Genomic DNA, 13,411 nt, shown 5'->3' on the forward strand with positions numbered 1-13,411 from the left:
CCGTTAAGCCCTCCAGCGCCGATGGTACTTGGACCGCAGGGTCCTGGGAGAGTAGGACGTTGCCAAGCAACAAGTAAAAAGGATCATGATCTCGATGAGATTGTGGTCCTCTTTTACATATACGTATATTTTAGAAATACCCTTACAAAAGGAAGGTAACATTTTTGTTACGGAATGTAAGGGCAAACCCTGTATAATAGGTATTGAATCCCATACACACACGCTGCATTATTGCAGAATTATGCAACTTCCTATCGTGGAATTTGTATAGTCAATCAGGCTGGTAAGGAGGGAAGATCATGCGGCGGAATAAATGGCTTGCTCTATTGGTGCTATTCAGTGTCGCTGTCGCGATTCTTACCGGGTGCGTGGAAGAGGAACCTTCTTGGACATCATTTGAGGGTGCGGCTAACGAAAAGACGTTTCCGGTTCCCAAAGAAGCTAGTAAAACGGATCGGGCCAGCAGTAATTCGGATATGGACTATGTCCGCTATGCCCTGCCAGCGCTAAAGGAAAGTGATAGCTTGCCTGCTCCTTATCTGGAGGAGATTGCAGCTTGGGGCTGGACAGAGGAACCGAGTTTATCAACTTCTAATCAGAAGGTATTCCAGAAAAATAAACATATGGTGCATTTGTCTGTTCATGATGGTTCTTTTACTGTGTTGGTTCCGAAAGATGGAAAGGCTGCTGTAAAGAGCAAAAGTGTAGACCTTAATTAATAGGGCATGTTTTTTACAAGGATGTGCAAGGGCATGCATCCCAGGATTTGTCGGAGGCCATTCTTAGCTCGAAAACATAACAGATGGAATGCTGTATATAATGTTAGATGAAAGAGATCAGGTTAGGAAGCACTCAAAACTGCTGTTGAAGTAGAGGAGTGGATTCCTTTTATATAGTTATGTACAGGTGCAATTTTCTTTGTTGATGAGGATGCAGATGAGGGGACCGACTCCACGAAAGAGTATAGGCAGTTCTTGATGTTAGTGTAAAAAAAGGAGCAACCATATTAGGGTTGCTCCTTTTTACATAGATCATTAGGGATAAGACGGGTTTGGGAATTATATCCATATGATTAGATGAATAGCAAGATTTACTGTTGATAATAGGAGGCCTCTTCATCGGTGAATTTCAACATGCCGTCTTTTCTCTCGCCTGTAAGCCGGCTCAGAATGTATAGACGCGGCCCAATAAGCCAAAGATGCCAGAAAAGCAAGGATACGGTAAAGGCTGGCGGAGACCAAAATATGAATACAGCTGACAAGCAGATACCGATCCAGAGTGTATGTATGTGTACACGACGAAAGATACCGTAGCTTATGTACTGGTCTGTCATATAACCCAGCCAAGGCAGCTTGCGGTGAAATGTCCAACGTTTGCGGAAAGCTGTTCCGCGGCCGATGAATAGGACAGAACGGGAAATTACGAAGTGTACCCATAGGGTCAAGAAAAAGGCCAGGGCAAACAAAAATATGCTGGTCCAGGAAAAGGCAAGAAGCAAGAAGAGAAGCATAATGACAGACAGTGAGATGTGGCTCCATATCAGCTGACGCGGTATACTGATTTTTTTAATAAGCTTGTAGTGATAGTAGGTAGCTTTGGTTCCGGTTTCCTCTACCATGCAAACAGTCCTTTCATTAATCTACTGCACCACAAGTGGCTCGCTGTCCCCAGTCGGAGAGAGGGACGATGCTTTGCTCATGCCACTTTAAATAATTCCCCAGTCGTTTGTAAAAGTGCAGAATGATCGACATCTAGTGTTAGTTAGCCCATTCTCTAATTTAGAGGAAAAGTTATGCTAATAAAAGGTACCAGGCTCCCATGAAAGGGTATCCATACATAGGAGCTTTTCTTTTTATATCGGCATAGGCGGCTGTTTTTTAAACATACGGCGCGTACAAACACCATAAGGGCCCAGAGAGAATATATATAGGGTATGTCGTAAAGTTGGGCTATGAAAAGGTTTAAAATAGTAGACAGTGACCCATACTAATAGTAAAAGAAACAAGGTGGGATGGATATGCATGAACAAAACGGCTACCGCTGCATTATATGCAGCCAGCACAAGCATGAAGGCATTTTTATCGTCTCTGAGTTTATCTGCGATGCATGTGAAGCTGAAATGGTGCACACAGATGCAACAGACGCCAAATATCATTTTTTTATCGATCAACTGAAGCAGATTTGGGTTCAGAAAAATGCATAATAATCCTTTATCAGCTCGTCTCTGAAGGATTGGCATTCCAAGGTCTGTCGATACGGGCCTTTTTTCTGCGTGTAAAAGTAGGATTCCGTTTGATTTTACGATAAAATAGGGTAGATATAAAGCTTTGTTTCGGAAGGATTGCAGAATGATGGGGAAAAAGGCGGCACATGCACCATTAATGGAGGCTCTGATACGTTACCGGGATCAGGGTAATGCTTCTTTTCATGTACCGGGTCATAAGAATGGACAAGTATATAAGGATGAAGATATCGCGTCTCTTCTGCAAGAAGTGATGTCCATTGATGGGACGGAAATTACAGGACTAGATGATTTGCATCACCCTGAAGACGTGATTCGTGAAGGACAGGAGCTGGCTGCGAAATGTTTTGGTGCGGAGGAGAGCTTCTGGCTGGTTGGAGGAAGCACGGCCGGTAATTTGGCTATGATTTTGACTGTATGTACAAATCCGGGAGATTTACTGCTGGTACAGCGAAATGTACATAAGTCTGTATTGAATGGCCTTATGCTGTCAGGAGCTGCTGCGGTGTTCCTGGAGCCCGAAATAGATACGCTTAGCGGGCTGGCGGTTGCTCCATCAGCGGAGACGGTAAAAGCTGCGCTAAAGGCCTATCCCTCGGCCAAAGGAGTGCTGCTTGCGCTTCCTAACTACTATGGGATGGGATATGACCTGAAGTCAACAGCTGATGTCTGCCATGCAGCCTGTGTGCCGCTATTGGTAGACGAGGCGCACGGCGCTCATTACGGGCTGCATCCTCGTTTGCCAGCCTCTGCGCTCTCTTGTGAAGCTGATGTTGTCGTTCAATCGACACATAAAATGCTTTCAGCCATGACCATGGGAGCCATGCTACATGTGCAAGGCGAGCGAATCCATCGGGAGCTGCTGCGTCAACGGTTAGCTATGGTACAAAGCTCAAGCCCTTCGTATCCAATCATGGCCTCGCTGGATTTGGCTAGACAGCATATCGACGTTCACGGGGAGGATGCTTTTACGGAGGGATTGGCGGCGGCAGATGCTTTTAGAAAGGGGCTGGAGCAGCTTCCACGCTTCCGCTTGGTAGAGCCAGTACCGCAATCGGAACGAAGAAATAACGTTTCAGAGGCTGTCTCGAAAGATCTAGATGAGAGCAGGGAGAAGAGCAGCGGATATTCGACACAGGATCCTTTTAAAATGGTGCTGTATGATACGTTGGGTGTATTAGATGGCTTTGGACTCAAGCATGAGATGGAGGCTTACGGCTGTATTCCTGAGATGAGTGACGAGAAGCACGTTGTTTTACTGTTTACGTTGGGCTCTATGGTTAAGGATGCGAATCACCTGTTACAGGCACTTGTGCATATAAATAATGATATGAGGTTTAAAAAGGCGGCTGTTGATCCAGGTTCTGCTGGAATGGAGCCGCATGTCCCGGATTCGGATTTTTCCACGTGGAACAATAATGGCATGAACGCTTTCTCTAATCCGGTGCAGTTTGGGCTTCAACCGATTCAACCAGATCAGATCGAGGTCGTGCCTGTAGAGGGCTCGGCCGGCAGGGTAGCTGCGGAAATGATTATCCCGTATCCTCCAGGTATTCCTTTGCTATATGCAGGAGAGACCATCACAGAGGAGCACGCGCTGCGGATGACACGTCTATGTAAGCTGGGAGCCAAGTGGCAAGGAGTAGCAGATGAAAGTATGCTTACGATTCGGGTATATCGTTTAAAATAAAGATTAGATGGACAAGAGACTTAACAAATACAAGAGATTGAAAAAAAGAAGCATACGAGCCTGTGGTAACTTTTATTTTTCAGGCTGGAAAGCAGGGAATGATATGAATCGCAAAGGTATTTTTATTACGCTGGAGGGGGGAGATGGCTCCGGTAAAACAACTATGATCGAGCGGCTGGCCAAGTTTATGGAGGAAGAAGGCTATCCGGTCGTCACGACGCGGGAGCCGGGCGGCATTGAAATTTCTGAGAAGATTCGTTCTATCATTTTAGACCCAGCCCATACCAGTATGGACCCCCGGACAGAGGCGCTTTTATATGCGGCGGCCCGGCGTCAGCATTTGGTGGAGAAAGTGAAACCGGCCATTGAACAGGGGGCAATCGTATTATGTGATCGTTTTGTGGATAGCAGCCTGGTCTATCAAGGATTTGCAAGAGGAATCGGCATAGAAGAGGTTGCCTCAATTAATCGTTTTGCGGTCGATGATTGGGAGCCGGATGCTACATTTTATCTCGATATCGAACCCGAGCTGGGATTGGCAAGAATTAATGCCTCACGGGGAGAGGGAATGGATCGCCTCGATATGGAAAGTATATCGTTTCACCATAAGGTGAGAGAGGCCTATCTGGAGCTGGCCCGTCAATTTCCGGAGCGAATTACGGTTGTCGATGCATCTCCTGTGCCGGAACAGGTAGAGCATGTATTGAAGGATTTGCTGAAAAAGCGTTTCATTCAAAATTTTAACGTGTAATTGCCGAAGGATATACGGTAAAATTGGGTTAGGGAAGCTTGTCCCTAATATGGCTTGAAGGAGGATACAGGATGAAGCTGATTATTGCGATTGTACAGGATAAGGATAGTAACAGATTATCCAGCGGACTGGTAAAAGCTAATTTCCGTGCTACCAAATTGGCGAGCACAGGGGGATTTCTGCGTGCAGGTAATACGACGTTTATGATCGGTGTTGATGACAATCAGGTAGATGCTTTGATGAATGTCATTCGCAGCAGTTGCAAGGTTCGTGAACAGCTGGTCACGCCCGTTACCCCTATGAGTGGTACGACGGACTCCTATCTGCCGTTGCCTGTTGAAGTGCAGGTGGGTGGAGCTACGGTATTTGTGATGCCTGTAGACCGTTTCGAGCATTTCTGAATCTACACAATAGGACCTATTCTGCCGATATGATAGGGAAATGCTGTTTCTTGCCCGCATGATGGGGGTGAGGACAGATCCACTACAACGGCCGCGCCAAAGCGCAGTCCCTGGAAAGCCGATCGGACCCCCAAGTTCCTGCATTGAACTGTAAGAGGGGAGAAAGTGGAAGCATCCGGGGAGAAAGCAGGTTTATATGAAAATAAATCCGGGCTATCGCCCTTTACAAAGCACATTGTCTACAAATGAAATGAACACGAAGCCGGTTCAGGCCAAGAGTTTTTCCGATGTTATGCAGCAAAATGGGGAGCAAGCATCACAGCAGGAATTGAACCGGCGTTTTAAGGAAATTCAAATGCAGGGAGATCGTCTTGCACGCTCAATGACGATTCGTGAGCTGAAGGCCTATAAGATGCTGGTCAAACGTTTTCTGGAGGATACGGTTCGTCGAGGTGTGTCCATGAAGGATACGAAGGGCTGGGATCGCCGGGGGCGCAGCAAGCGTTATAAGCTGATTGATCAGGTGGATGAGATATTGCTCAAGATGGCGGATGAGCTGCTTGAGACCGAGCAGGGCAAGATTGAGCTTTTGCAGGGAGTCGGTGAAATAAGGGGTTTGCTGATTAATCTCTCGTTTTAATGTCGACTTATGTTATAGATGAATACAACGGGCTGTTGCCACGAAGAATAATCTGCTTGCTAACCATGCTGGCAGATTATTTTTGACTATGAAGTGCATGTGGACAGACGCAGGTGTCAAGATGAAAAACAGCAACAAAGTTGCCCGGTGAAACAACGATTTGCCGATGATTGACAGTTGTTTTTAGTGGAGAAAGTGAGGAATTATGTCATTCCAACAGATAATGGGGCAGGATATAGCCAAAAAAATGCTGCAAAGCGCGCTGCGAAATCATACGGTCAGCCATGCATATGTTTTTAGCGGACCGCCAGGAAGTGGGCAAATGAAGATGGCCCAGACCTTTGCCAAGGCTTTATTTTGTGAGCAACGGACGGATGATGCGTGTGGAGAGTGTTTGTCGTGTCGTAAGGTAGAGCACGGGAATCACCCGGATTTGCATATTGTAGAGCCGGATGGAGCTTCGATTAAAATTGACCAAATTCGCGGGTTGCAACGTTTATTCTCTTACAAATCGGAAAACTCCAATCCGAAGGTATATATCGTTCAGCAAGCGGATACCATGACAGTGCAAGCTGCAAACAGCCTGCTTAAGTTTCTGGAGGAGCCTCAGCTGCCGGTGGTCGGCATACTCATTTCCCAAAATGGACAGGCGTTGCTGCCTACGATCCAATCGCGGACGCAGATGGTTCCTTTCCATGCTTTACACCCGGAAGTGATGATGCAGGAGCTGATTGGGGAAGGCTATACGACAGCCCTTGTCCGTTCGGTGGTTCATATCGCTTCGGGACTGGAAGCATGTAGAGAAATTCTCCAGCAGAATTGGTTTGCAGAAATTAGAAACGTAGTGTTACAATTAGTGAAGGAGTCCATGAGCCGGGGGAGTTCTTCCATTATACTGGCTCAACAGAAGATTTTTAAAACTGGACTTTCTGAACACCTGGATACTCTGTTTCATCTGTTTCATTTGTGGTTTAGAGATATGCTTCATTTCCGTTACGGAAGGCACGAAAGCATTGTTTTCATAGATCATTTGGAGTCCGTCTCCAAATTGGCAATCACCCGCAGCACGGAACAATGGGTCTCTTATATGGATTTGGCGGCGAACTGCAGGAAGAAGCTGCGTTTTAACGTCAATGGACAATTATGCGTGGAGCAGCTTCTGGTTGGCTTGTCCGATACAAGCGGTTCAATCACCGTCTAACAGGAAGGCGCGCTTGTTCCACTCTGCACAACCGCGACGCCAGGTTCCCGGTTTGTGCGACAGTGAGACTTCAATTGCGGCCATTCGTACAATGTCGGCTTCAAATGAGGTTTAGTGGCATACAAGGGGGTTAATTTTTGTATAGTGTAGTGGGTGTCCGTTTCAAGAAGGCGGGCAAGACTTATTATTTCGATCCGCTGGATCTTCCAGTGGAGAAAGAAAACTGCGTCATTGTAGAGACCGCGCGCGGTATTGAATATGGCAAGGTTGTGGTGGGCAAAAAAGAAGTCAATGACTCCGATGTTGTCCTGCCGTTAAAGAAAGTGATTCGTATTGCCGGAGATGATGACGCTCTTGTTGTAGAAGAGAATAAATTGGCGGCCAAAGATGCATTCGGTACGTGTTTAAATAAAATTAAAGACCATGGCCTTAAAATGAAACTGGTTGATGTGGAATTTACATTTGACCGCAATAAGATCATTTTTTATTTTACGGCAGAGGGCCGGGTGGATTTTCGAGAACTTGTAAAGGATTTGGCCAGTATCTTTCGTACACGGATTGAGCTGCGGCAGATCGGGGTACGGGATGAGGCTAAAATGCTTGGCGGAATCGGACCATGTGGACGTATTTTGTGCTGTTCCTCATGGCTGGGAGATTTTGACCCGGTATCTATCAAGATGGCGAAGGATCAGAGCTTGTCGCTGAATCCGACAAAGATTTCCGGGTTGTGCGGAAGATTGATGTGCTGTCTCAAGTTCGAACATGATAACTACGAGAGCGTAAAGGAAGAACTCCCACAGGTGGGTAAGCTAGTGATCACCTCTATGGGAGAAGGTAAAGTTGTAGGCGTAAATACAGGTCATCGTATGGTGCATGTTCAATTGTTTGAGATCGGCAAGGTCAAGGAACTTCCAATGGACGATGTAGTCGTCAAGTAAACCATTAGGTTGCTTCGGGGTGGAAACTTGGATAAATTAAATGTTTTTGCGCGTATTCACGAAATGGAAACCCAAATGGGACAGTTGTATAGCGATCTGGGTGAATTGAAGCTGGCAATAAAAGAGCTGCTAGAGGAAAATCAACGACTAACGATTGAAAACGAACAGGTGCGCAAGATGCTTAAGCGTGAAACCTCTGGAGAAGAAAGGCCGGCAAGCAAGCCGAAGCTCCCTCCTCCCATCGTCATTAAGAATGAAGAGGAAACGGGCGAGGTCGTGGGCGAAGGCTACGACAATCTGGCAAGGCTGTATCATGAAGGATTTCATATATGCAACGTGTATTACGGACATTTGCGCACGGAAGGCGATTGCCTCTTCTGTCTGTCTTTTTTGAATAAATAAAAACAAGCCGTAGGAGTAAGATGCCTACGGCTTTTTTGTAAGGAAGTATGAATAAAGAGGGATTCTGGTTAAAAGAGATAGGAGAGCATTATGTACGAAAATGAAAAAAATTCTGAACGAATTGATGATCTGCTTACACATCATCTGCGTATTATTCAAAGTGACGAGGTGTTCAGCTTCTCAATGGATGCGGTCTTGCTGGCACGGTTTGCCGGTATTCCGCAGCGGGGAAAGATTTTGGACCTCTGCACCGGCAATGGGGTTGTTCCTTTGCTGCTCACGACGCGAACCCAAGCAAATATTGAAGGAATTGAGATTCAGCCGCGCCTGGCGGATATGGCCAGACGGAGTGTCAGCCTGAATGGATTGGAGGGAAAAATTCAGATTCGGGAAGGCGATCTGCGTGAACTGGTTCAAATTACGGGTCACAGCGCTTATGATGCCATTACGGTGAATCCTCCCTATATGCCTTTAAACGGCAGTGATTTGAAGGTCAACCCTCACCAGGCCATTGCTCGTCATGAAATTAGCTGTACACTGGAAGAGGTTATACAGGCGTGTACCCGGTTGGTTCGCAACGGAGGCAAAGTGTCCATGGTTCATCGGCCGCAGCGGTTGGGTGAGATTATATCTCTGATGCGTGCGCACAGTCTGGAGCCGAAGCGAATTCGTTTTGTTCACCCACGGGCTCATATGGAGGCCAATATGGTACTGATCGAAGCGTTGCGTGACGGTAAGCCAGATGTCCGTCTGTTGCCACCGCTCATTGTATATCAGGAAGATGGGAATTATACTCAGGAAATAAGGGATATCTATGGGGAAGTAAGCAAGGAGGATTCAGTGTGAAAGCAGCTGTACAAAAAAGCTTTAATGCCAGCGAGGAAGAACGGGGCAAGCTGTATCTGGTGGCAACACCGATTGGGAATTTGGACGATATGACCTTCAGGGCGATTAATACCTTAAAATCGTGCAGTATTATAGCGGCAGAGGACACGCGGCAGACACGCAAATTACTGACACATTTTGATATCACGCCGGACATGCTCTTCAGTTATCATGAGCATAATAAGGCTGCTAGCGGGCCTGAATTAATCAGGTATATAATAGAAGGAAAAAATTTGGCGTTGGTCAGTGATGCAGGTTTACCAGCCATTTCGGACCCCGGGTCAGATTTGGTCAAGCTGGCGCTGGAAGCGGGAATTAGCGTCATTCCTATCCCGGGAGCGAATGCAGCTTTGTCCGCGTTAATTGCCTCTGGGCTGGATACGGAGAGGTTCACCTTCGTCGGATTTCCGCCACGGGATAAAAAGGACCTGGAGAAGCTGCTGCAATCGTTTCAAGCATCTCACGGCACGATCCTTTTTTATGAATCGCCGCATCGTATTGTGAAGACGCTGACGGTGTTAAAGGAAACTTTGGGATCGCGGAGAGTGGTGCTTGCGCGCGAGCTGACCAAGCTGCATGAGGAATGGGTAAGGGGATCAGTCGAGCAATGCCTTGCAAAACTGGAGGAGCATCCACCGATTGGCGAATATTGTGTGGTGGTTGAGGGAAAGAACGAAGCGGAGGAAGAGCAGGAGCGTCAGGCATGGTGGCAGTCCTTATCCTTGGAGGACCACGTCGCTCACTACGAAGCAGAGGGCCTTACACGCAAGGAGGCGATGAAGCGCACAGCGACAGACCGCTCGATTTCCAAGAGGGATGTATATAACGCACTGCTGTGAATACCTGTCCACACAAAAAAGGGCCTTCCAACGGTTGGGTTCAAACCGTGGAAGGCAACAAGGAGTATATATGAAAAAGGTTAGAATTAACAATCTCTGATAAGTCTATTATATACTAAAAATCTCAGTTTGTCACAGGTGTTGGAATTTCAGAAATGCAATCTTGGCAAACAATTTTCCCTTTGAAGTAAATTACGTTCTCAGCATTACCGCAGAAGATACAAGCAGGCTCGTATTTTTTAAGCATGATTCGCTCGCCATCAACGTAAATTTCCAAAGCGTCTTTCTCTCCGATTCCCAGAGTACGACGCAATTCGATTGGAATAACGACACGTCCGAGTTCATCAACTTTTCTTACAATACCTGTGGATTTCATCATAATAAATCAGGCTCCTCTCGCCATTTAAAATAAGTTAAGTGTCATGATTCGACAAAATTTTCTCTTTTCTGATAATTACTATACCAACGATTCCCAAAACAGTCAACCTTAAAAATGTAGTAACAGACCGATTATGCAAAAATATTTAGATTAAAGAGCTTGATGTGTGTGAATTTTTATTTTTAACTTGTTTTATTCACATTTGTCGATTTGGAAATGTATAAAAACTATAATTCGACATTTTGCGACAAATAATGTCGAATGAGGGAAAACGTTTAGGATTTTATTGTATTTTAACCCATTATTCCGAATATTAAAGGAGCTGATATCTTGCACCAGTCACTCAGTGAAGAAAAAGTTTTTAAGGATCCGGTACATAACTATATCCATGTTCAGGATGCTGTAATTTGGCGGTTGATCAATACGCCGGAGTTCCAACGTTTACGACGCATCCGGCAGTTGGGCACATCGTATCTCACGTTCCATGGAGCAGAGCATAGCCGTTTTTCGCATTCATTGGGCGTCTACGAAATTACGCGGCGTATTATTTCCCAATTTGAGCATGGCGATTTTCCCGATTGGCCCAAGGAGGAAAGGCTGGTTGCTTTGTGCGCCGCTCTGCTGCATGATGTGGGGCACGGTCCATTTTCCCACTCTATTGAGGAAGCTTTCCATATGAACCATGAGGACTGGACGTGCCGCATTGTACTGGGCGATACCAAAATTAATGCTGTGCTCCGGCAGGTCGATGAGGAGCTTCCGCAAAAGGTAACTGCAGTTATTGCCAAGACGTATGACAAGCCAATCGTTGTCAATCTGGTAACAAGTCCGCTGGATGCCGACCGTATGGATTATCTGCTGCGGGATGCTCATTCGACAGGTGTCAATTATGGAACCATTGATCTGGATCGTATTTTACGGCTGCTGCGCCCTCATAATGGAAGAATCGTCGTAAAGGAGTCAGGCATGCATGCGGTTGAGGATTATTTGATGTCACGCTATCAGATGTACTGGCAAATTTATTTCCATCCTGTAACACGCAGTTCGGAAATCCTTTTACGGAAAATTTTCAAGCGGGCGAAGGAACTGTTTAAAAACGGATATGAGTTTGGTTTTCTGTTGGACCCGCTTCCGGATCTTCTGAAGGGAGACCTCACGGTAGAGCAATATTTGATGCTGGATGAGTCTCTAATTCAGACGGTATTCGGCCAGTGGAAACGGGAAAAGGATGGCATTTTAAGCGATTTGAGTGCTCGTTTTATGGATCGTAAATTGTATAAATATGTAGAGATCGAAACGATGGATACCGATACGATTGACAGCATTCGAAGAGCTTTGGCTGAGGCTGGTTTGCACCCGGAATACGATCTTGAAATTGATTTTCCGACAGATCTTCCTTATGATGTGTTTCGGAAGGGCGGGTCGACCGACAACCAGATTTTGCTGCTTGGACGTCAGGGTGAGGTGAAAGAGATTTCTGAAGTTTCGGAAATTGTGCGCTCGATTAGTGGCATTCACCGCGGCAAGTATCATATGTATTATCCCCAAAATAAATGGAATGCGGTAAAAGACAGGCTGCCTGCCGAAATAAGGAATTATTTTGTCAAACAATAGACAATTGTATAACAATGAAAGTAAAAAAAGGAGATAAGAACCTTGGATTTATTCGACACTCATACTCACTTGGATGCGCCGCAATTTGACGAAGACCGTGAAGAAGTTATAGCACGCGCTGTCGAATCCGGAGTAACCCGGATGATTAATATCGGATTTAATCGTGAGACGATTCCATCTACGATGAAATTGGCCGAGACGTATGATTTTATTTATGCGGCAGTCGGATGGCATCCTGTGGACGCCATTACAATGCAGGAGGGCGATCTAGAGTGGATTGCATCGTTATGCAGTCACAAAAAAGTTGTAGCCATTGGGGAGATTGGTCTGGATTATTATTGGGATACATCCCCGAAGGATGTACAGCACCGAGTGCTTCGAAGCCAGATTGGTCTGGCTCGGGAGCTGAACATGCCTATTGTGATTCATAACCGGGATGCCCATGAAGATATGATTAAGATTTTACGTGAGGAAAAAGCGAGTGAGGTAGGTGGAGTCATGCACTCCTTCTCAGGAAGCTGGGAGACAGCCAAAATGGTGCTGGGTATGGGCTTTCACGTTTCCTTCGGCGGGCCGATTACGTTCAAAAATGCAAAGCAGCCTAAAGAGGTGCTCGCGCAGGTTCCACTGGATCGCTTGCTCATTGAAACGGACGCACCTTATCTGACACCTCACCCATTTCGTGGCAAACGAAACGAGTCTGCACATGTGAGGCTGGTGGCAGAGGCTGCTGCCCAAATCAAGGGGATTACGGTGGAGGAAATGGTAGCCATAACGACCCAAAATGCATTGGAACGATTTAACATTCGGTGAAAAAGAGAAGAAACCAATCAAAATAAAGAGATAGACGGAGCTAATCATAAATTTGATACAGAAAACTAGAGAATATTACATTTTTTTAACCGAATATTTTAAAAAATGTACTTGAAACCTGCTTTACAACATGCATAGAAACAGGATATCATCTTTTCAGTGAATTGTTGCTGGAATGTAAACACCAACAACTCATTTCATGAACCAGTCTCGCTGAGTCCCAAACAGGGAACGGGGGAACCGGTATGGCTTACTGCAAGTCCGGCACAAGAGGACGAAGGGGTTTGTCTCTTTCGCCAGTCGGCTCGACCGCAACACTTTCCCGAATGGGATAGATCAGGTGGAGAAGCCATATTTCGATTTCTTTCTGGGTCTTCGGGGTGAATGTAAAGGCAACCGCCATGAGCGGCTGACCCAAACTAGGGCGACTCTCTACGTCCGAACCCGACAGCTAACCCCGTAAGCGTAACAAGAGAGAAGCCATCTCGTGCATGATTTTTCCGCATATTCACTACATGCCGGAAGCCACGAAAGAGCTCTCTAGTCTCTTTCTCTGGCTTTTTTTGTTTGTGAATAAAAGGAAATCTGTCATCATACTGTGGTTAAACAGAGGAGG

The 13,411-nt window shown here is 46.1% G+C and carries 15 protein-coding genes and 1 riboswitch; of the genes, 13 read left to right on the forward strand and 2 right to left on the reverse strand.

Annotation, left to right across the window (positions count from 1 at the left end):
* Positions 1–299: 299 nt before the first annotated feature.
* Complete coding sequence (locus JO375_RS15915) at positions 300–719, forward strand: hypothetical protein (RefSeq protein WP_229525386.1); 420 nt, start codon at positions 300–302, stop codon at positions 717–719.
* Positions 720–1,090: 371 nt separating this feature from the next.
* Here JO375_RS15915 and JO375_RS15920 read toward each other — a convergent pair whose 3' ends face one another.
* Entirely contained in the window at positions 1,091–1,618 is a 528-nt protein-coding gene (locus JO375_RS15920) for a hypothetical protein (RefSeq protein WP_229525387.1), read from the reverse strand.
* 399 nt (positions 1,619–2,017) lie between these two features.
* Between JO375_RS15920 and JO375_RS15925 the strand changes: the two genes are divergently transcribed.
* The 10 genes from JO375_RS15925 (at position 2,018) to rsmI (ending at position 9,989) form a co-directional block, all read left to right on the forward strand.
* Positions 2,018–2,203 carry a sigma factor G inhibitor Gin gene (locus JO375_RS15925; RefSeq protein ID WP_229525388.1) on the forward strand — a complete coding sequence of 62 codons (186 nt, stop codon included), beginning with the start codon at positions 2,018–2,020 and terminating at the stop codon, positions 2,201–2,203.
* A 145-nt stretch (positions 2,204–2,348) separates the two neighbouring features.
* The gene (locus JO375_RS15930) at positions 2,349–3,932 is read left to right on the forward strand and encodes an aminotransferase class I/II-fold pyridoxal phosphate-dependent enzyme (protein WP_229525389.1); all 1,584 of its coding nucleotides are present in this window, start codon (positions 2,349–2,351) and stop codon (positions 3,930–3,932) included.
* A gap of 103 nt (positions 3,933–4,035) precedes the next feature.
* A complete protein-coding gene (gene tmk, locus JO375_RS15935; protein ID WP_229525451.1) occupies positions 4,036–4,683 on the forward strand; it encodes a dTMP kinase in 648 nt (215 codons plus the stop codon).
* A gap of 71 nt (positions 4,684–4,754) precedes the next feature.
* Positions 4,755–5,084 carry a cyclic-di-AMP receptor gene (locus JO375_RS15940; RefSeq protein WP_229525390.1) on the forward strand — a complete coding sequence of 110 codons (330 nt, stop codon included), beginning with the start codon at positions 4,755–4,757 and terminating at the stop codon, positions 5,082–5,084.
* Positions 5,085–5,280: 196 nt separating this feature from the next.
* Entirely contained in the window at positions 5,281–5,724 is a 444-nt protein-coding gene (locus tag JO375_RS15945; protein WP_229525391.1) for a YaaR family protein, read from the forward strand.
* Positions 5,725–5,929: 205 nt separating this feature from the next.
* Positions 5,930–6,925, forward strand: a complete 996-nt coding sequence (gene holB, locus JO375_RS15950; RefSeq protein ID WP_229525392.1) for a DNA polymerase III subunit delta' — start codon at positions 5,930–5,932, stop codon at positions 6,923–6,925.
* A gap of 137 nt (positions 6,926–7,062) precedes the next feature.
* Positions 7,063–7,863 (forward strand): PSP1 domain-containing protein, encoded by an 801-nt coding sequence (locus tag JO375_RS15955; RefSeq protein ID WP_229525393.1) that lies wholly within the window; start codon positions 7,063–7,065, stop codon positions 7,861–7,863.
* Positions 7,864–7,890: 27 nt separating this feature from the next.
* Entirely contained in the window at positions 7,891–8,265 is a 375-nt protein-coding gene (gene yabA, locus JO375_RS15960; RefSeq protein ID WP_229525394.1) for a DNA replication initiation control protein YabA, read from the forward strand.
* 90 nt (positions 8,266–8,355) lie between these two features.
* Complete coding sequence (locus JO375_RS15965) at positions 8,356–9,111, forward strand: tRNA1(Val) (adenine(37)-N6)-methyltransferase (protein WP_229525395.1); 756 nt, start codon at positions 8,356–8,358, stop codon at positions 9,109–9,111.
* The gene (gene rsmI, locus JO375_RS15970) at positions 9,108–9,989 is read left to right on the forward strand and encodes a 16S rRNA (cytidine(1402)-2'-O)-methyltransferase (protein ID WP_229525396.1); all 882 of its coding nucleotides are present in this window, start codon (positions 9,108–9,110) and stop codon (positions 9,987–9,989) included. The genes JO375_RS15965 and rsmI overlap by 4 nt, the downstream gene beginning before the upstream one ends.
* 124 nt (positions 9,990–10,113) lie before the next feature.
* On the opposite strand, the gene JO375_RS15975 is transcribed toward rsmI, so the two are convergent.
* Positions 10,114–10,368 (reverse strand): AbrB/MazE/SpoVT family DNA-binding domain-containing protein, encoded by a 255-nt coding sequence (locus JO375_RS15975; RefSeq protein WP_007428005.1) that lies wholly within the window; start codon positions 10,366–10,368, stop codon positions 10,114–10,116.
* 330 nt (positions 10,369–10,698) lie between these two features.
* On the opposite strand from JO375_RS15975, the gene JO375_RS15980 reads away from it, so the two are divergent.
* On the forward strand, positions 10,699–11,982 hold the full coding sequence (locus JO375_RS15980; protein ID WP_229525397.1) for an HD domain-containing protein: 1,284 nt from the start codon (positions 10,699–10,701) through the stop codon (positions 11,980–11,982).
* 42 nt (positions 11,983–12,024) lie between these two features.
* Positions 12,025–12,795, forward strand: coding sequence for a TatD family hydrolase (locus JO375_RS15985; protein WP_229525398.1), 771 nt, complete (start codon positions 12,025–12,027; stop codon positions 12,793–12,795).
* 201 nt (positions 12,796–12,996) lie between these two features.
* Positions 12,997–13,277, forward strand: a riboswitch (cyclic di-AMP (ydaO/yuaA leader).
* The last annotated feature ends 134 nt before the right edge of the window (positions 13,278–13,411 follow it).

It is taken from the genome of Paenibacillus farraposensis (assembly GCF_020736845.1).
Taxonomy (GTDB): domain Bacteria; phylum Bacillota; class Bacilli; order Paenibacillales; family Paenibacillaceae; genus Paenibacillus; species Paenibacillus farraposensis.

Excerpts from the sequence above, each read along its gene's own strand:
- JO375_RS15975 (WP_007428005.1), bottom strand. The coding sequence starts at position 10,368 with ATGATGAAATCCACAGGTATTGTAAGAAAAGTTGATGAACTCGGACGT.
- JO375_RS15925 (WP_229525388.1), top strand. The coding sequence starts at position 2,018 with ATGCATGAACAAAACGGCTACCGCTGCATTATATGCAGCCAGCACAAG.
- JO375_RS15945 (WP_229525391.1), top strand. The coding sequence starts at position 5,281 with ATGAAAATAAATCCGGGCTATCGCCCTTTACAAAGCACATTGTCTACA.
- JO375_RS15965 (WP_229525395.1), top strand. The coding sequence starts at position 8,356 with ATGTACGAAAATGAAAAAAATTCTGAACGAATTGATGATCTGCTTACA.
- JO375_RS15915 (WP_229525386.1), top strand. The coding sequence starts at position 300 with ATGCGGCGGAATAAATGGCTTGCTCTATTGGTGCTATTCAGTGTCGCT.
- JO375_RS15920 (WP_229525387.1), bottom strand. The coding sequence starts at position 1,618 with ATGGTAGAGGAAACCGGAACCAAAGCTACCTACTATCACTACAAGCTT.
- holB (WP_229525392.1), top strand. The coding sequence starts at position 5,930 with ATGTCATTCCAACAGATAATGGGGCAGGATATAGCCAAAAAAATGCTG.
- tmk (WP_229525451.1), top strand. The coding sequence starts at position 4,036 with ATGAATCGCAAAGGTATTTTTATTACGCTGGAGGGGGGAGATGGCTCC.
- JO375_RS15940 (WP_229525390.1), top strand. The coding sequence starts at position 4,755 with ATGAAGCTGATTATTGCGATTGTACAGGATAAGGATAGTAACAGATTA.
- JO375_RS15930 (WP_229525389.1), top strand. The coding sequence starts at position 2,349 with ATGATGGGGAAAAAGGCGGCACATGCACCATTAATGGAGGCTCTGATA.